The following is a 17,677-nucleotide window of genomic DNA, read 5'->3' on the forward strand; positions in this document are numbered from 1 at the left end:
CGGGAGATCCGTCACCGGTCGCGGCCGCGCCGGCTGACCAGGTCCACCAGGGCGGGCGGCGTCCACCGCTTCGCCGCCTGCCGCAGCGTGCTCTTCCACTCCTCGCCGGGCCGCTGCTTGAACACCGTGGTGTGGTCCTCGCCGGTCTCCTCGCCGGGCCGGCCGTTCGTGTAGTAGTAGAGCGCCATCGACCGCCGGGCCCGGTCCTCGGGGCAGGTGAGCGGGTCCGGATGCCCGTGGTTCGCGTCGTCGGTGGTCGCGAACACCACGAAGCGGTTGAAAACCGGCAGGATCTTGTGCTCGCAGCGGGTCATCTCCCGGTTCCAGAGCTGGAGGTGCCCGCCGTAGTCCTCCTCCCAGTCCTTGTTGAGGTAGAGCAGGCCGTTGAGCCGGCGGTCGAGGCCGAGCCTGCGGTGCCGGTTGAAGTCGGCGTGCACCTTCAGGAAGCCGCCCGGCCTGATCTGGTGCAGCCCGCCGCCCTCATAGTGCGGGTCGGAGACGAGCCGCCCGATCCCGGTCAGCCGTTCCAGGAAGTCGACGAAGACCTGGCCGTTGAACTCGGCGAGCAGGTGGCGGGTGGCCGGGCCCATCCGCTCGGTGTCGGCCAGCGCGAGCTTGATCTCGCGGGAGCTGTCGAACTGCTGCCAGCTCCGGTCCCGGGGCTCGGGGAACTCGTCCAGGACCGGCTCCAGGACGTCCGGCGGCAGGAAGTCGTCGATCACCACGTGCCGGAAGGGCGTCGCGGCCTGGAACCGCGGGCGCAGCCGATCGGCCATCGGGAGCAGATCATCCCGGCGAAAGGTGAACGTCTGGGTATCCGGCATCGCTCGTCCCTCGCTGTGTCTACTTTGCCTCGCTGCGCTCGGCGGCTCGGGGCGCCCGAAGTCGGCTCGTGCCCTCGTCACGTCCTCACTCCTTCGTCGCTCCGGGCGTTCCTCGGTTACTTCACCGCCGCGCCCCTCGCAGGCCCGCTCGCTCCTCAGTCCAGACACCGCCGCGCCCGTGTCTATTTGCGCTCGCTCCGCTCGCGCGGGCTCGGGGCGCCCTCAGTCGATGTCTTCCCTCGTCGCTCGGAGTCGCTCGTCCCTCGCTCCCCACTCGCTCCTCAGTCCAGACACCGCCGCGCCCCTCGCGGGTGGGCGGCGGGCCTGGGGTTCACTTTGAATATCGTCCGGGGAAATGCCGGACGTTACGGTTTGCCCGCATGGAGCGGCAGTTCGGTCTCGCTCTCCGCGCGGCCCACATATCGGCCGTAATCTGGATGCTCGAATCGGTGCAGGGCATAAATGTTGTCATTCCACGGAGCGGGTACGGCGCGCTTGTGGCGGAGCCCGTGAATCGGGGCCAGCGTCATCACCGGGTTCGCCTCGTTGAACTCGCGAACCGCCGCCAGCTCGCCGACGCGGTCGTTGTGCAGGATCTGGTCGTCGTCGCCCACCGTGTCGTCCAGGTAGCAGAAGACCCGCGGCAGGAAGAACCGGTGGTCGCCCCGGAACACCCTGAGCGACGCGGCCGCCGACGAGTAGAAGTCCACGTCGATCGAGACGAACCCGATGGGCGCCGGCCGCTCGCGCTCCGCGAACCCGTCGGCGGTGTCCTCGATGTCCCCCATCACCAGCTTCGCGTCGGGAAGCCGGGCCCGCAGCGCGTCGAGGTCCATCGAGAAGTCCCCCTCGCGCCAGATGTACGGCAGATCGCGGTAGTCGACGGGCGTGGGCAGGCCCGCGCCCCGGTCGCAGCCGTACACGTCGATCCGCACACCGGTGGCGGCGGTGGCCCCGCGCGCCAGGCGGCTCAGCTCGACCAGGCCGTTGCCGCCCGCCACGCCGAACTCGATGACGCTGATCCGGTCCACGCCGAGCCTGCGGGCCAGCTCCGCCGCCTGCTGCACGCCGTACGCGTAGTGGGGGCGGGGGTGGAGGTCGAGGGCGCAGCGCAGTTCCCAGGAGCCGAACGGCAGCCGCCGCATCATGGCGAGCGCCGCCAGGCCGGGGTGGACGAGCAGCCGCAGAACGCGGACCAGTAATCGTTCGAATCCGTTCCGCAAGGAGGACGTCATGGGTTCGCCTTTCGGGAGAGCGCCGTAGGATCCGGGACGGCCCTATTCGGCTTCTACGGCGGTGATGGATTTGACCAGACCGGCGAGACGTTCGAAATAGAGCCGGGAGTGCGGAAAGTGCCGTCGTATTTCGGGCACGCTGAGCAGTTCGATCTCCAGCGCGATGTCCGGCGCCGAGTTCCGGTCCGGGGTCGGCGCGTGGATGAGCGGCCATTCAGGCCGGATTTCGGCGCGTACGACGACGGGCCGGGAACGGGAAACCGGGAAAGAGCGGTGTGGCTTTACCGGGAAGTACCGGTAGGGCGTCTGGATCCGGCGCCGCTCGGCCGGCGCAGGACGACGTCGCCGGGTCACCGGCGGCTCGCGTACCACTCGACGGTGCGGCGCAGGCCCTCGTCGAGCGGGGTCGTCGCCCGCCAGCCGATGATCTCGGCGGCCTCGGCGACGTCCGCGATCCGCTCGACGTCCATCACCCGGTCCGGGCGGGCGCCGAAGCGCGGCGGTGTCTCGCGTCCCACGATGGCGAACAGCCGCTCCACCACGTCGCGGACCGCCACCCCGGTGCCCGAGCCGATGTCGAAGACCCGGCCGACCGCCCGCTCGGAGCGCGCCGCGAGCACGAACGCCTCGGCGACGTCGTCGACGTACACCCAGTCCATCCGGCGCCTGCCGGCCGTCAGCGCGGGCTCCTCGCCGGCCAGCAGGCCGACCGTGACGTACGGGACGACCTTGGTGGTGTCCGGCTGGCCAGGGCCGAAGACCATGGCGACCCGCAGCACGGTCACGGAGAGCCCCCAGAGCTGGTGGAACAGCCGGGCGTACCCGGTCGCGGCCCACTTCGCCACGGCGTACGGGGACGAGGTGAGCGTCTCGCCCAGCTCCGGCCGCGCCTCCTCGACCGAACCGGCCACGACCACCCGGACGCCCGGCACCCCGGTGGCCGCGGTGAGCACGTTGACCGCGCTGGGCACGGTGTTGTGCAGGGTCGGAAGGAGGGCCGCCATGTCCCGCGAGCCGGTGACCTCGCTGGCCAGATGGAATACGACGGCGGGCCGCACATCGTGGATCACCCGGCGGATCTCGTCCGGATCCCGCAGGTCGGCGGTGTGCCAGACGATCCCGCTGTCCCCGGCCTCGTCGTTCGCGGGCGGGCGGCGGCTGGTGGCGTGGACCTCGGCGCCGAGCGAGTCGAGGCGCAGCGCGAGCCGCGACCCCAGGAACCCGGTCGCGCCGGTCACCAGGACCCGCGTCCCCTCCCAGTCATGCCGCTCGGGCCCGGTCACCGGCTCTGTCCCCGGCGCGCTCGCTGCATGGTCAGTGGCCCGGTTCCTGGCATGGTCACCGGTCGGTCACCCCTCTCCTGTCGGTGGCGGGCTGTTCCGGGCTATCGGTGGCGGGCGCACAGCGCCGCCCAGGACCCGGCGGCCAGGTCCCGCTCGCTGATCGCGGCGACCGGCAGCGGCCAGGGCACCGCGAGGTCGGGGTCGTCGTACCGCACGGAGACGTCCTCGGACGGGTCGTGCTCCCGGTCGATGCGATAGCACACGTCCGCCTCGGACAGCGCCTGGTAGCCGTGCAGCAGCCCCGGAGGCACGTACAGATGGGCGAAGGTCTCGTCGTCGAGCCGGACCGAGAGCCGCTCGCCGAAGGTGGGGGAGTGCGGCCTGGCGTCCACCAGGATGTCCAGGATCGCCCCGCGGGCGCAGCGGACCAGCTTGGCCTCGCCCCGCCCCGACCGGCCGTGCAGTCCGCGGATCGTGCCCCGCCGCGACCGCGACTGGCTGTCCTGGACGAAGGACGCGGGGTCGATTCCGTGCCGGGCGGCGACGGCCGTGTCGAACGTCCGAGTGAAGAGACCACGGTCGTCGTGGTGAGGGGTGGGCACGAAAAGCAGCACCCCCTCGATCGCCAGCCGCTCGACCCGCATCCGCCGCCTCCCGGTCCGCTCCTCGGATAGTCGCGCGAAGATCGCCCGTTGTTACGCGGTCGCGCCGGTCCGCGTCGGGTCGCCCGCGTCACTCCGGCAGGGCGCGCAGCCGCCGCGAGGGCCGGACCAGGGCGACCACCGCGGCCCTGGAGGTACGGCGGCCCGCCGCCGCGCGCAGCGCCTCACCGGCCAGGACCGCCAGGTAGAAGGCGGCCGAGGCGAGCCGCCCCCGCCTCCGGCGGAACAGCCGGACCCGGTTCGTGGTGAGCAGCGCCGCCAGCATCGTGTTGGTCTTGGCCTCGCCGCCGACATGCTCGATCACGGCGTCCGGCTCGTACCACAGCGTCCAGGACCGGTCGGCGGCGCGCAGCGCGAAGTCGGTCTCCTCGCTGTAGAGCAGGAACGACTCCTCCCACGGCCCGATGTCCCGGACGGCGGGCACCGCGACGAGCATCGCCGCGCCGGTGGCCCACATGGCCGGGCCCGGCCGCTCGTACCGGCGCGGGTCGTAGATCACCTCACCGAGGAGGCCGGCCCGGCGCCCGCCCACCAGGGCCTCCGCCACCGCCCCCCGCACCGTCGGGGCGCGGCGCAGCGACGCGTGCGTGTGCCCCTCCGGGCTCACCAGCCGCGGTACGGCGATGCCCCGGCCGGGCGGGCGGAGCGCGGCGGCGAGGGCGGCGAGCGCGCCGTCCCGCAGCCTGCAGTCCGGGTTGAGCACCAGGACGGCGTCGAGCTCCTCCAGGTCCAGCGAGGCGATCCCGGCGTTGATCGCCGCCGCGTACCCGGCGTTGCGGCCGAGCTGTACGGGGACGGCTCCCGCGCGCACGGCCAGCGCGACGGAGTCGTCCTTCGAGGCGTTGTCGGCCACCACGACCCGGCTGAGCCGTATGCCCCGGGCGCCCGCCGTGAGCGAGGAGAGGCAGTCGGGCAGCACGCGGGCACTGTTGTACGTCACGATCACGATCGCGATGCGGGGGGTGTCGGGCATCCCGGTGCTCCCGGCGCTCGGCTTCGTTCCGTCACGCGCATCGTAGGAGCGTCGCCGTGCCCCTGCCTATCACGTGGCCGATAGCGGACAGAGAACGACAAACGGGCCCCCGTTTCCGGAGGCCCGTTCGAACGCGGTCGGCGTCAGTTGATGCGCCAGGTGTCGCCGCCCAGGAGCAGGTCGGCGAGCTGCCCCTTGCCCTTGTCGGCGACGGACTGTTCGAGCTGCTCGTTCATCAGCGTGTCGTACGCCGGACGGTCCACAGAGCGGAAGATCCCGATCGGCACATGCTGGAACGCCGGCTCGTCCAGCCGCGACAGCGCGAACGCCAGGGAGGGGTCGGGCCGGTGCGCGTCGTGGACGAGGATCTCGCTCTCGGCCACCTCGGACCGGTTGACGACCTCGACGCCGCCGTACGGCGCGAGCCGTACGGCCTTGGCGTTGTCGCCGGTGCCGAAGACGATCGGCTGCCCGTGCTCCAGCCTGATGGTGATCTCGTCGCGGGTCTCCGGCGCCTTCAGGGAGTCGAAGGCGCCGTCGTTGAAGATGTTGCAGTTCTGGTAGATCTCGACCAGTGACGTGCCGCGGTGCGCGGCGGCCTCACGCAGCACGCTCTGCAGGTGCTTGCGGTCGGAGTCGATGGTCCGGGCGACGAATCCGGCCTCGGCCCCGATCGCCAGCGAGATCGGGTTGAACGGCTTGTCCAGCGACCCCATCGGCGTCGACTTGGTGATCTTCCCGACCTCGGAGGTGGGGGAGTACTGCCCCTTGGTCAGGCCGTAGATCCTGTTGTTGAACAGCAGGATGTTCAGGTTGACGTTGCGGCGCAGCGCGTGGATCAGGTGGTTGCCGCCGATCGAGAGCGCGTCGCCGTCACCGGTGATCACCCACACCGACAGGTCGGGGCGGGACGCCGCCAGGCCGGTCGCGATCGCCGGAGCCCGTCCGTGGATCGAGTGGAACCCGTACGTGTTCATGTAGTACGGGAACCGGGACGAGCAGCCGATGCCGGAGACGAAGACGATGTTCTCCCGGCGCAGGCCCAGCTCGGGCAGGAAGCTCTGGACGGCCGCGAGGATGGCGTAGTCACCGCAGCCGGGGCACCAGCGGACCTCCTGGTCGGACTTGAAGTCCTTGAGGGTCTGCTTGCCGTCGGCCTTGGGCACCAGCGCCAGGCCCTTGCCGTTGAGGCTCTCAGTCACTGTTGATCACGTCCTGGATGACACCGGCCAGTTCCTCGGCCTTGAACGGAAGCCCGCGCACGCGGTTGTAGCTGATCACATCGATGAGGAAGCGCGCGCGCAGAAGCAGCGCGAGCTGGCCGAGGTTGATCTCCGGGAGCAGCACCTTGTCGTAGGCGCGCAGCACGTCGCCGGTGTTGGCCGGCAACGGGTTGAGGTGCCGCAGGTGGGCCTGCGCGACCTTGCCGCCCTCCCGGCGCACCCGCCGCACCGCCGCCGCGATCGGCCCGTACGTCGATCCCCAGCCGAGGACCAGGACCCGGGCGTCGCCGTCGGGGTCGTCCACCTCCAGCGGCGGGACGTCGATGCCGTCGATCTTGGCCTGGCGGAGCCGGACCATGTGGTCGTGGTTGTTCGGGTCGTAGGAGATGTTGCCGCTGCCGTCGGCCTTCTCGATGCCGCCGATGCGGTGCTCCAGCCCGGGGGTGCCGGGGACGGCCCACGGGCGGGCCAGCGTCTCCGGGTCACGCTTGAACGGCAGGTAGGTCGTGCCGTCCTCGCCGTTGGGCTCGGTGGTGAACTCGATCGAGATGTCCGGCAGCTCGGAGACCTCCGGCACCCGCCACGGCTCGGAGCCGTTGGCCAGGTAACCGTCGGACAGCAGCATGACCGGCGTGCGGTACTTCAGCGCGATCCGCGCCGCCTCGATGGCCGCGTCGAAGCAGTCCGACGGCGTCGAGGGGGCCACGACCGGGACCGGCGACTCGCCGTTGCGGCCGAACATCGCCATCAGCAGGTCGGTCTGCTCGGTCTTGGTCGGCATGCCGGTCGAGGGGCCGGCGCGCTGCACGTCCACCACGATCAGCGGCAGCTCGGTCGCCACGGCGAGGCCGACCGTCTCGGCCTTCAGCGCGACGCCGGGGCCGGACGTGGTCGTCACGCCGAGCGCGCCGCCGAACGCGGCGCCGAGGGCGGCGCCCACCCCGGCGATCTCGTCCTCGGCCTGGAACGTTCTGATCCCGAACCGCTTGTGCTTGGACAGCTCGTGCAGGATGTCGGAGGCCGGGGTGATCGGGTAGGAGCCGAGGAACAGCGGCAGCCCCGACTGCACCGACGCCGCGATCAGACCGTACGCGAGCGCCTGGTTGCCGGAGATGTTCCGGTAGACGCCGGGGGCCAGCGTGGCCGGCTTGATCTCGTAGGAGACGGAGAACGACTCGGTGGTCTCGCCGTAGTTCCATCCGGCCTGGAAGGCGGCGACGTTGGCCTTGGCGATGTCGGGCTTCTTGGCGAACTTCGCCTCAAGGAACTTGATCGTCGCCTCGGTCGGCCGGTGGTACAGCCAGGAGAGCAGGCCGAGCGCGAACATGTTCTTGGCGCGCTCGGCGTCCTTCTTGGAGATCTCGAAGCCTTCGAGCGCCTTGACGGTCAGCGACGTGAGCGGCAGCGAGTGGACCCGCCACTCCGCGAGCGAGTCGTCCTCCAGCGGGTTGGCGGCGTAGCCCACCTTCTGCAGGTTGCGCTTGGTGAACTCGTCGGTGTTCGCGATGATGTCCGCGCCGCGCGGCAGGTCGCCGAGGTTCGCCTTGAGCGCCGCCGGGTTCATCGCCACGAGCACGTTCGGGGCGTCGCCGGGGGTGAGGATGTCGTGGTCGGCGAAGTGGAGCTGGAAGCTCGACACGCCGGGCAGGGTCCCTGCGGGGGCGCGGATCTCCGCCGGGAAGTTGGGGAGCGTCGAGAGGTCGTTGCCGAACTTCGCCGTCTCCGCGGTGAATCGGTCACCGGTCAGCTGCATGCCGTCACCGGAGTCGCCGGCGAACCGGATGATCACGCGATCGAGTTGCTGAACCTGCTTGGTCACAGCTGCTCAGTCCTCCTCGCCGCGCCAGGGCGTCTTAGCTCGTGGCACGTTGTTCTCTCCATGCTAGATCCATCATCTCCAGCGACGGGCCGCCGGCTTCACCCGGCTGGCGAATCGCTTCCCTGTCGTGGTGCGTGTCTCGAAGCGGTCAGGGGTCGGTCGTCGCCCCACCTCCACCGAGGGAAGCGAGAGGACGCTCTCTGCGGGGAGCAAAGAAGTCACCGGGCGCACGCGTCGATTGTCGCGCGAACCGCTCATCCCCAAGGTGTGACCTGCGTCGCATCCGGCGGCGGGAGGGGCCCGCCCACGGGGGCGCCCGCCGATGCGCGTATCGCTCGGAAAATCCATGGCCGTCGGATCGACGGCGCTGTCACGAACGTGGGCGACGCTTCGTTCGACACAACCCCGCAGCGACCCGGCACAGATCCACGTGCAAGCGGGCGAAGAGGATGTTGCGGGTCACGAGGTCCAACTATATGTCCCCGTGCCTTTCACGGTACCTGCGGACTCGGCGACCCGCCGGAAGGCGCGGCCTGCGGGCTCGGCGACCCGCCGGTGGACACGGCGCCCGCCGGCACGAGCGGGGAGGAATAGGTACGGCCCGCCACCATCCGGGTGGTGCCGTACAGCTCGGGCACGGTCACGAAGACGAAGCCGCGTTTGCCGAGCTCGTCGAGCACCTGGGGGAGCGCGTCCGCGGTCACCCGGTCGATGTCGCGCATCACGATGACGGAGCCGCGCCGGGTGTCGGCGACGACGCGCTTGGCGACCTCCTTCGGGTCCGCGCCGGCCACGTCGCCCGGGTCCACGTCGCCGCGCACGATCGACAGGCCGAACTCGCGCGCGGCGTCGGCCACCCTGGCGTCCGCCGCGCCGTACGGCGCCATGAGCAGCGACGGGGTCTGGCCGCTCGCCACGCCGATCGCGTGCTGGGCGCGCCGGATCTGGTCGTACATCATGCTGCCGGACAGCAGGGTGAGGTCGCGGTGGGTCCACGTCTGGCTGGCGACGAGGTCGCCCTGCTCGCACATCCGGCGCAGCACGCCGGGCGTCGCCGCCGCGTTCGTGCCGACCATGAAGAACGTCGCCCGCGCGCCGTGCGCGGACAGCGTCTCCAGCAGCCGCTCGGTGTACGGCCCCGGCCCGCCCTGGAACGTCAGGGCCACACAGCGGGCCACGGCGCAGTTCACCGAGCCGTTCATGGAACTGACGGCGACGGGGTTGTCGTCCATGGTCTTGGACAGGGGGCGGGTGGCCGTGGCGGCGACCGCCGCGCGGGCCAGGCGTCCGAACGGCGTCAGCAGCTCGTCGGCCTCCTTGCGCGGGATCGCCACGGCGACGCGGCCGACCGATCCCGGGCTGGACTCCTGGCCGTCGAACTCCACGACGAGATCGCCCCTGGCGTTGAAGTTGAGGGAGTCGTAGAGCTGGGGGTCCACCACGACGCTCTGGGCGTGGACCGGCGAGTCGGCGGGCAGGTGCCTGCGCACGATCGCCGAGAGCTGCTTGATGTTGACCACCAGGCCGGTGGAGTCCACCACCTTCTGGCCTTTCCGGTCGTACCAGAGGGTGCGGTAGGAATCGACCCAGGTGCGGCCGGTGAACCGGCTCTCCCGCAGCCGGACGGCGACGGCGTCCCGGGTGGCGGCGGTGAGATCCCAGTCCACGTTGTACTCCGGGACGGGCTGCCCCTCCCGGATCTGCGTCTTCTCGGAGAACCGCCGCGCCTTGGCGGCCAGCTCGTCCTTGAGCCGCCGCGTGAGCGCGGGCGCGTCCGGGAGGGTGGGATAGCTGGCGTGGACGTGCGGCTTGGCCGTGCCGCTGGAGATCGTGGCGACGGAGAGCCCCGCGACCCTGGCCGGGTCGGCGAAGACGAGGACCGTCGGCTCCGACTCGACGTCGACGTTCCTGTCCTTCTGACCGTTGAACAGCGGGAGGCCGCAGCTCGCCAGGACGACGACCAGGAGCGTGACGACGCCGGCCAAACCAAGTGGGGGCATGCCTGGAGCGTATGAGCGGATATGTCGGCTTTACCGGCTCTTTGTGTGATCACCGCGCATCTTTTGGCTGCGAACGGTGACAAGAGGGTGACGCGGTTATGATCGTGGCAGAAGCTGTACGGGCTCGGAGGCGAGCATGAACGGATATTTCAGCTCCTATCTCACCGTCGCCGTCCTCCTCGCGATCGGCCTGGCCGTCGTGTCCGGAGCGCTGCTCCTCAACCGGCTGCTGCGCCCCCACCGGCCCACCCCCGAGAAGCTGCTGACGTACGAGTGCGGCGTCGATCCGGTCGGCGAGGGCTGGGCACAGTCCCAGATCCGCTACTACGTCTTCACGTACCTGTACGTGGTCTTCGCGGTGGACGCGGTCTTCCTCTTCCCGTGGGCGACGATCTTCGCCGCTCCGGGGTTCGGGGTCGCCACGCTGGTCGAGATGTTCGTCTTCCTGGCCTTCATCGCCCTCGGCATCCTGTACGCCTGGCGCAAGCGCGTGCTCACCTGGACGTGATCGCCGCGCTGTGGCACGCTCCTCGCTCCATGGCCCCCTCAGCGATCGTGCAGGAATGCCCGCAGTGTGCGGCGTCCATCACCGGCGACAGCCGGTTCGTCATGTGGTGTCCGGAGTGCGAGTGGAACCTGCGCCGCCCGGACCACGACACGCCGTCCACCCGCCCCGGCCCGCTGTCGCGGCTCAGGGACCGCCTCGACGCGCGGTTCGCCGCCGGCCTCCACCGGCAGGTGCTCGATTCCGGGGTGGGCACGCCGTTCCGCGACCGCGGCAGGATCGCGGCGTACGCGCTCGCCTCGGCCGTCCACCTGTTCGCCCTGTCCATGCTGGTGGGCGGGGTGTGGCTGCTGGCCGCGACGTGGCCGAGCCCCTTCGGCGCCGTGTTCGGGATCGCGGGCGTCGGCTTCGCCTACCTGGCCCGCCCGCGGTTCGGACGCCTCGACCGTGACGCGCCGGCCCTCACCCGGCAGGAGGCCCCGGCCCTGTACGACCTGCTGGACCGCGTCGCGCGCGAGGCCGGGGCGCCGCCCGTGGACGTCGTCCTCGTGGACGGCAAGGTCAACGCCTCGTTCGGGACCGTCGGACTGCGCGGCACACGCGTGCTGACGATCGGGCTGCCGCTGTGGCAGATCCTGGAGCCGCGGGAACGCATCGCGCTGCTGGCCCACGAGTTGGGCCACTCCAGCAACGGCGACGTCCGCCGGATGCGGTACGTCGACAGCGCGATCGCCACGCTGTACGAGATCCACGGGGCCGCCGCCCGCGTGCACGTCCACGGCGGCCTGCGCGCCCTCGCCATCTCGATCGTGGTCAACATCCTCACGGGGCTGGTCCGGCTGCTCGTCGTCGGACTGATCATGGTCCTGGAGTCGCTGACGTACCGGGAGTCGCAGCTCGCCGAGTACGCGGCCGACGACAGGGCGGCCCGGATCGCGTCCCCGGTCGCGGTCGCCGGGCTGATGGACAAGCTGATCACGAGGGGGCCCGCCGCCTGCAGGCATCTGGAGTCGGCGGCGCATCGCGGCGGGGACCTGTGGGAGGGGCTGCGGGAGTACATGGCCGCGTTCCCGGAGACGGAGGGGGAGCGGCTGCGCCGGCTGGCCCGGCTGGAGCGGGCGCGCGTGGACGCCACCCATCCGCCGACCCACCTGCGCGCGGCGTTCGCCCTCTCCCGGGCGTACGGCGAGGCCGCCATCGTCACCACGGACGACGAGATGGAGCGCGTCCAGGCCGAGCTGGACGCGGCGGCCGGCCGGATCGCCCGTGAGATCGCCGACCGGGCGCGGGCGGCGCTCTACGAGTGATCCTCGGGCCGCGGGACGCCCGGCGCGGGGCCGTACGAAGGGTCGCCGGGCCGGTGACGGCTGTACCGGTGGCGAAGACGGGGGGAGAATGGCCGGTATGGCGGTGAACCTTCCGATGCCGACGGTCGGCCCGGCCTCCCGGCTGGCCCCCAAGCCGATGAAGTTCGTGCTCAACTGGGGCCGGCGATACTCACTGTGGGTGTTCAACTTCGGGCTGGCCTGCTGCGCGATCGAGTTCATCGCGACGTCGATGAGCCGGCACGACTTCATCAGGTTCGGGGTCATCCCGTTCGCCAACGGCCCCCGCCAGGCAGACCTCATGATCGTCTCGGGCACCGTCACCGACAAGATGGCCCCCGCCGTCAAGCGGCTCTACGAGCAGATGCCCGACCCCAAGTACGTCATCTCGTTCGGCGCCTGCTCCAACTGCGGCGGGCCGTACTGGGACTCCTACTGCGTGACCAAGGGCGTGGACCAGATCATCCCGGTCGACGTCTACGTCCCCGGCTGCCCGCCCCGGCCCGAGGCGCTGCTCCACGGGATCATGAAGCTCCAGGAGAAGATCGCCGCCGAGTCGCTCGGCGACCGTTACAAGGGCGGTGAGGCGTGACCGACTCCACGCAGGCCGGCACCGGCATCCGGGCCGCCCTCGAAACCAGGTACGGCTCGCGCGTCCGGCTGTCCGACTCCTTCGGCGAGCCGGTCGCCGACGTGGCGCCGGAGGACTGGGTCGACCTGCTGGCCTTCGCCAGGGCCGAGGGGTTCGTGTTCTTCGACTGGCTGACCGGCGTGGACGAGCCCCCCGACGCCTTCGCCGTCGTCGCGCACGTCTTCGACCCGGCGGCGAAGACCCACCTGATCGCGCGCACCCGGGTGCCGAGGGAGGACCCGCGGCTGCCCACCGCCAGCGGCGTCTTCCGCGGCGCCGACTGGCACGAGCGGGAGACGTTCGAGATGTTCGGCGTCGTCTTCGACGGGCACCCCGACCTGCGGCCGCTCCTGCTCCCGGACGGCTTCGAGGGGCATCCGCTGCGCAAGGACTTCGTGCTGGCCGCCCGGGTCGCCAAGGCGTGGCCCGGGGCCAAGGAGCCCGGCGAGTCCGGCCACGGGTCGCCGAGCCGCCGCAAGATGCTCCCGCCGGGCGTCCCGTCCGGCTGGGGCGCCGCACCCGACCAGGAGGAACGGCGAGGTGAGTGAGGTGCTCGACGTCGCGGTCCGCCTGGTCGTGATCGTGGTCGTGTTCCTCGCGTTGCCACTGGTCGTCGGGCAGATGGAGCACAAGGCGATGGCGCACATGCAGTCGCGCCTCGGCCCCATGTACGCCGGGCGGTTCCACGGCTGGGCCCAGCTCATCGCCGACGGCGTCAAGTTCGTCCAGAAGGAGGACGTCATCCCGGCGGCGGCCGACCGGCGGGTCTTCGCCCTCGCCCCGGCCGTGGCGCTCGTGCCGTACCTGATCGTGCTGGTCGTGATCCCGGTGGGGCCGGGGCTGTTCGGGGTGGACCTCGACGCCGGGCTGTTCTTCGTCCTCGCCGTCATGGGCGTCGGCGTGCTCGGCGCGATCATGGCCGGCTGGGCGTCGGCCAACAAGTACAGCGCGCTGGGCGGCATGCGGGCGGCGGCCCAGCTCGTGTCGTACGAGCTGCCGCTGGTGCTGGCGGCGTCCAGCGTGGCGATGGCGGCCGGCACGCTGTCGCTGCACGGCATCGTCGAGCAGTGGCGCTGGTGGTGGCTGCCCTGGCAGGCGATCGGCGGTGTGGTGTTCTTCGTCGCCGGGCTGGCCGAACTGCGCCGGCCGCCGTTCGACATGCCGATCGCCGAGTCCGAGATCATCATGGGGCCGATGACGGAGTACACGGGCCTCCGGTTCGCCCTGTTCATGCTCGCCGAATACGCCGGCATCGTGGTGCTGTCGGCGCTGACCACCGTGCTGTTCCTGGGCGGCTGGCATGGGCCGTTGCTGCCCGGCCCGGTGTGGACGCTTCTGAAGGTGCTCGCGCTGGCGTTCGTGGTGATCTGGGTGCGGGTGAGCTACCCGCGCCTGCGTGAGGACCAGCTCCAGAAGCTCGCCTGGGTCGGCCTGGTGCCGCTCGCCCTGCTCCAGCTCGCACTGACCGGCGTGGTCAAGCTGACCCTCTGACACCGACAGCTGGATCGCGGCGACCGCGATAGCTTCCGGTGTCCCGCTCGTCACCCAGGATGCCGACTACGACGACATGCCCGGCGTCGAGGTGATCAGGGTCTGAGGGGCGTGGCCGAGAGCACGTTCGGGCGGCCACGCTCCCTCAGGGCAGGTAGACGGTGTACTCCGTGAGCGTGCTGGTCAGGTCGGCGGGGAGGTTCGCCGTGACGCACACCTCCAGGGCCGAGCTGAACGTGCCGACCGTCTGCCGGGCCTGGATGATCTGCTCGACCAGCTCCTTGGTCATCCCCGGAAGCGTGGCGATCACCGCGGCCGGTGCGTGGTTCACGTCCACCAGGCCGCCGTCGTCGTACCGTCGCGGCAGGTCGGGACGGCCGATCCGCAGCTCCATGGCGAGCCCGGGGTCCTGCTCGGCCAGCTCGCGCGCCTCCTGGCGCAGCTCGCGGCGGTGCTGCGCGAACTGGATCGCCTGGTCGTTCCCGTACGCCACCGGGTCGGGGCGGGGGAAGACACGGCGGCGGATGGTGAAGGCATGGACGGTGGCGCCGAGGGAGTTCAGCAGCACGCTCGCGATGAACAGCGCCTCGCCCAGCGCACCGCTGGGACCGCTGGCGACCATGGTGACCGTGCCGACCAGATAGAGCGCCAGAGCGGCCCAGGCTGTCTGCGTGCGCAGCTTGAGCGCGGCGTAGAGGAAGGAGACCGGGGTGAGAAGCCCCATCGTTCCCAGCGGGACCAGCGACCAGAGGACGCTGAGGAACGCCCGGTCGCCCGGCGGGCGCGGCATCGGGGCGGGCATGCCGGGCATCGGGCGGTACGGCGTCGGCCCGTGTGGCCCCCGGTTGTAGGCGGGGTGCTGGGGAGGCGCCGCGGGCATCGCAGGTGTGTGCCCCTGCGGCATCGGGACTCCCGGGCGCCGAACCGGGGCCGTGGGCGCCTGGTCCACCTCCCCGCCGGGCCGCTGCGCGTCCGGCACCAGCCCGGGCGGGGTGGCCTGGCCCGGGGACCCTGGCGCGTACGGCATCTGCCTCCTCGCGCCGTCCGGCGACGGCTGTGGAGACCCGGGCGCCTGCCCGTGCGGTGTGGGTCCGTACGGCACCTGCCCGTACGGCGACTGTGGAGGAAGACCGGGGTGTGGGGGCCGCATAGTGGCAGAATAGGTCCTTTTTTACCGCTCCACTTGTGGACAACCAGTGGAGGAGCCTGTGGAAACTGTGGAAAACACAGAGGGATGGATCGGCGCATTCACGTGTCGTCCATCCTGCGCGATGATGGGGAATTGTGGCACGCATACCAGGAGAAGGGCTGGCCAAGGGGCTGGCGGTCACGTTCAAGCACATGGTGCGCAAATCAGTGACCCAGCAGTACCCCGAGGTGCACCCTGATCTGCCTCCTCGCAGCCGGGGCGTCATCGCCCTGGTCGAGGAGAACTGCACCGTCTGCATGCTCTGCGCCCGCGAGTGTCCCGACTGGTGCATCTATATCGATTCCCACAAGGAGACGCTGCCGGCCCCGGAGGGCGGGCGTCCCCGCGCGCGGAACGTGCTCGACCGGTTCGCCATCGACTTCTCGCTCTGCATGTACTGCGGCATCTGTGTCGAGGTGTGCCCCTTCGACGCCCTGTTCTGGGCTCCGGAGTTCGAGTACGCGGAATACGACATCCGCGACCTGCTTCACGAAAAGGACCGGCTGGGCGAGTGGGTGGAGAGCGTGCCGCCTCCGCCCCCACACGAGGTCGGCGCGGAGCCGCCCAAGGAGGCCGCCGCCGCGTCCCGCCCGGCTCGCCGTACCGACGGGGAGGCTGCCGGACCTGGGCGTTCGCGCGCCGAGGGCGGTTCCGGACGTTCGGACGAGACGGCCCGCCCCGGTGCCGCCGCCGGGGTGAGCGGCTCCGGTCCCGCCGATGTCGCGGCCACCCCGGGCGCCGCCGAGGCAGGAGCCCCCGCGGAGACCTCGGCGGCCGGTACGCGCGAGCCCGACGCCGAGGGAAGGACGGGGGCAGGCAGGCCCGGGGCCGACAGAGGGACGCGGGCCCGACGGGAGGCGCCACGCGGCCCGGCCGCGATCCGCGCGATCCGCCCGCCGGGAGCGCTGCCGAAGCGGCCGTCCGCGCCCGGCCCTTCCGGGACACCCGAGTCTCCCGAGGCATCCCGCCCGCCCGGCGCCCCCGAGACACCCCGGCCTGAGCCGTCCCGGCCACCGGAGTCCCCAGGGGCCGCCGGGCCTGCTGAATCTCCGGGCCCCGACTCCGCAGGGGGCGGCTCCGCCGGTCGGGCGTCCACCGGGGAGCCCACGGGACACGGCGAACCGCCACGCGGTGGGCCGTCCGGTCCCGAATCCACGGATCGTGAGTCCGCGGGTTCCGGATCCGCAGGCGGGCCGGCGCCGTCCACAGGGGCGGAGTCGTCCGCCGGACGGGAGGCCCCGGCTCGCCGCGAGCCACCGCGTGCCCTGCGGAACGTCCGCTCGATCCGGCCGCCCGGCTCCCTTCCGAAGAAGGACGCGCCACCCGATCGGGGAGGCGACGACGCGTGACATCGCAGGTGCCGGACCTGTGGCCGCCGAGCGGGCAGGAAGTCGTCTTCCTGCTGCTCGGCGTCGTCGCTCTCGGGTCCGCCCTGCTGGTGGTGACGACCAGACAGATCGTCCACGCCGCGCTCTGGCTGGTGGTCTGCTTCGGCGCGCTCGCCGGCGGCTATCTGGTGCTGACCGCCGAGTTCGTCGCGTGGGTCCAGGTGCTCATCTACGTGGGCGCGATCGTCGTCCTGCTGCTGTTCGGCATCATGCTGACCCGCGCGCCCATCGGCCGCAGCGCCGACCTCGACTCGGGCAACCGTGTCGCGGCCGCCACGGTGGCGGTGGCGACGGCGGCCGTCCTGGTGACCGTGGTCGTCCAGGGGTTCGCCGCCGCGTACACGCCGCTGGAGCCAGGCGGAGGCGCGGCGGCCACGCTGGGGGCGAGCATCTTCCGCTCGTGGGTCCTTCCCTTCGAGGCGCTGTCCGTGCTCCTGCTGGCCGCCCTGATCGGCGCCATCGTCCTCTCCCGCACCGACATCCGCCCGGCGAGTCCCGCCACCGACGCCTCCGGTGCGCCTTCTCGCGCTGTGGGTCCGGCGAACCCGGGGCCATCCTCGCGCGCGGCCGGCTCGGCCGATCCGGGCGCGCCGTCCGACGCGGCGGGCTCCGGCGCCGGAGGTCCGGCCGCCCCCAAGACACCGCCGCACCCTCCGGATCCGGACCCGTCCTCCGCGGACGGTTCCGGCGCGACCTCGGGCGAGACCGGCTCCGGCCGGGTCTCCCAGGACGGCGGTTGACGTGCACGTCGTCTATCCCGTCATCGTCTCCGCACTGTTGTTCTCCATCGGCGTCTACGGCGTGCTCGCCCGGCGCAACGCGATCCTCGTGCTGATGTCGGTCGAGCTGATGCTCAACGCGGTCAACCTCAATCTCGTCGTCTTCGACGTGTGGTTACGCGACCGGCTGCACGGCGGTCAGGTGCTCACGCTGTTCGTCATCGTGATCGCGGCGGCCGAGGTGGGGCTGGGCCTGGCGATCGTGCTCTCGGTCTTCAGGAACCGCCGGACCATCGACGTCGATCGGCTCCGGGACCTGAGCGAGCGCGATCTCATGAGCCCCGCGACCGCCGGGCCGCCCGGATCGGGCCCTGCCGCCCCACCCGAAGCCGGACCCGCCGGGCCATCCG

At 71.5% G+C, this 17,677-nt stretch carries 17 protein-coding genes and 1 pseudogene; 8 read left to right on the forward strand and 10 right to left on the reverse strand.

The features are described 5' to 3' along the window. Window positions 1-11: 11 nt before the first annotated feature. The 9 genes from AWQ68_RS19600 to AWQ68_RS19640 form a co-directional block, all read right to left on the reverse strand. On the reverse strand, window positions 12-824 hold the full coding sequence (locus tag AWQ68_RS19600; protein WP_066942307.1) for a 2OG-Fe(II) oxygenase: 813 nt from the start codon (window positions 822-824) through the stop codon (window positions 12-14). A gap of 365 nt (window positions 825-1,189) precedes the next feature. Beyond that, complete coding sequence (locus tag AWQ68_RS19605; protein WP_084464178.1) at window positions 1,190-2,059, reverse strand: hypothetical protein; 870 nt, start codon at window positions 2,057-2,059, stop codon at window positions 1,190-1,192. Window positions 2,060-2,101: 42 nt separating this feature from the next. Further along, on the reverse strand, window positions 2,102-2,413 hold the full coding sequence (locus AWQ68_RS19610; RefSeq protein ID WP_157545479.1) for a hypothetical protein: 312 nt from the start codon (window positions 2,411-2,413) through the stop codon (window positions 2,102-2,104). Beyond that, window positions 2,410-3,342, reverse strand: a complete 933-nt coding sequence (locus tag AWQ68_RS19615; RefSeq protein ID WP_066942309.1) for an NAD-dependent epimerase/dehydratase family protein — start codon at window positions 3,340-3,342, stop codon at window positions 2,410-2,412. The genes AWQ68_RS19610 and AWQ68_RS19615 overlap by 4 nt, the downstream gene beginning before the upstream one ends. A gap of 101 nt (window positions 3,343-3,443) precedes the next feature. Then, window positions 3,444-3,986 carry a dTDP-4-dehydrorhamnose 3,5-epimerase family protein gene (locus AWQ68_RS19620; protein ID WP_066942310.1) on the reverse strand — a complete coding sequence of 181 codons (543 nt, stop codon included), beginning with the start codon at window positions 3,984-3,986 and terminating at the stop codon, window positions 3,444-3,446. Window positions 3,987-4,074: 88 nt separating this feature from the next. Next, window positions 4,075-4,977, reverse strand: coding sequence for a glycosyltransferase family 2 protein (locus AWQ68_RS19625; RefSeq protein WP_066942311.1), 903 nt, complete (start codon window positions 4,975-4,977; stop codon window positions 4,075-4,077). A 143-nt stretch (window positions 4,978-5,120) separates the two neighbouring features. After that, on the reverse strand, window positions 5,121-6,179 hold the full coding sequence (locus AWQ68_RS19630; RefSeq protein WP_066942312.1) for a 2-oxoacid:ferredoxin oxidoreductase subunit beta: 1,059 nt from the start codon (window positions 6,177-6,179) through the stop codon (window positions 5,121-5,123). Next, a complete protein-coding gene (locus tag AWQ68_RS19635; protein WP_066942313.1) occupies window positions 6,172-8,019 on the reverse strand; it encodes a 2-oxoacid:acceptor oxidoreductase subunit alpha in 1,848 nt (615 codons plus the stop codon). Before AWQ68_RS19635 ends, AWQ68_RS19630 begins: the two co-directional genes overlap by 8 nt. 491 nt (window positions 8,020-8,510) lie before the next feature. Beyond that, window positions 8,511-10,019 (reverse strand): polysaccharide deacetylase family protein, encoded by a 1,509-nt coding sequence (locus AWQ68_RS19640; RefSeq protein ID WP_084464179.1) that lies wholly within the window; start codon window positions 10,017-10,019, stop codon window positions 8,511-8,513. A 136-nt stretch (window positions 10,020-10,155) separates the two neighbouring features. Here AWQ68_RS19640 and AWQ68_RS19645 point away from each other — a divergent pair, with 136 nt between their 5' ends. The 5 genes from AWQ68_RS19645 (at window position 10,156) to nuoH (ending at window position 13,971) form a co-directional block, all read left to right on the forward strand. Then, window positions 10,156-10,527 carry an NADH-quinone oxidoreductase subunit A gene (locus tag AWQ68_RS19645; protein ID WP_066942315.1) on the forward strand — a complete coding sequence of 124 codons (372 nt, stop codon included), beginning with the start codon at window positions 10,156-10,158 and terminating at the stop codon, window positions 10,525-10,527. Window positions 10,528-10,556: 29 nt separating this feature from the next. Continuing rightward, on the forward strand, window positions 10,557-11,831 hold the full coding sequence (locus tag AWQ68_RS19650; RefSeq protein ID WP_157545481.1) for a M48 family metallopeptidase: 1,275 nt from the start codon (window positions 10,557-10,559) through the stop codon (window positions 11,829-11,831). A 97-nt stretch (window positions 11,832-11,928) separates the two neighbouring features. Beyond that, a complete protein-coding gene (locus tag AWQ68_RS19655; protein ID WP_066942317.1) occupies window positions 11,929-12,441 on the forward strand; it encodes an NADH-quinone oxidoreductase subunit B in 513 nt (170 codons plus the stop codon). Beyond that, on the forward strand, window positions 12,438-13,028 hold the full coding sequence (locus AWQ68_RS19660; RefSeq protein ID WP_245655995.1) for an NADH-quinone oxidoreductase subunit C: 591 nt from the start codon (window positions 12,438-12,440) through the stop codon (window positions 13,026-13,028). The genes AWQ68_RS19655 and AWQ68_RS19660 overlap by 4 nt, the downstream gene beginning before the upstream one ends. After that, on the forward strand, window positions 13,021-13,971 hold the full coding sequence (gene nuoH / locus AWQ68_RS19665; protein WP_066942318.1) for an NADH-quinone oxidoreductase subunit NuoH: 951 nt from the start codon (window positions 13,021-13,023) through the stop codon (window positions 13,969-13,971). Before AWQ68_RS19660 ends, nuoH begins: the two co-directional genes overlap by 8 nt. A gap of 145 nt (window positions 13,972-14,116) precedes the next feature. Here the strand turns inward: nuoH and AWQ68_RS19670 are convergent, their stop codons facing one another. Then, on the reverse strand, window positions 14,117-14,998 hold the full coding sequence (locus AWQ68_RS19670) for a helix-hairpin-helix domain-containing protein (RefSeq protein WP_245655996.1): 882 nt from the start codon (window positions 14,996-14,998) through the stop codon (window positions 14,117-14,119). A gap of 257 nt (window positions 14,999-15,255) precedes the next feature. Here AWQ68_RS19670 and AWQ68_RS41020 point away from each other — a divergent pair, with 257 nt between their 5' ends. The 3 genes and pseudogenes from AWQ68_RS41020 to nuoK form a co-directional block, all read left to right on the forward strand. Beyond that, window positions 15,256-16,509 carry a 4Fe-4S binding protein gene (locus AWQ68_RS41020; RefSeq protein WP_245655997.1) on the forward strand — a complete coding sequence of 418 codons (1,254 nt, stop codon included), beginning with the start codon at window positions 15,256-15,258 and terminating at the stop codon, window positions 16,507-16,509. Continuing rightward, entirely contained in the window at window positions 16,506-17,288 is a 783-nt protein-coding gene (locus AWQ68_RS19680) for an NADH-quinone oxidoreductase subunit J family protein (protein ID WP_084464181.1), read from the forward strand. Before AWQ68_RS41020 ends, AWQ68_RS19680 begins: the two co-directional genes overlap by 4 nt. A 1-nt stretch (window position 17,289) precedes the next feature. After that, a pseudogene (nuoK, locus tag AWQ68_RS45975) lies at window positions 17,290-17,571 on the forward strand (NADH-quinone oxidoreductase subunit NuoK); the annotation flags it as partial. Window positions 17,572-17,677: the final 106 nt, after the last annotated feature.

This window comes from Microtetraspora fusca (assembly GCF_001570365.1).
Lineage (GTDB): Bacteria > Actinomycetota > Actinomycetes > Streptosporangiales > Streptosporangiaceae > Microtetraspora > Microtetraspora fusca.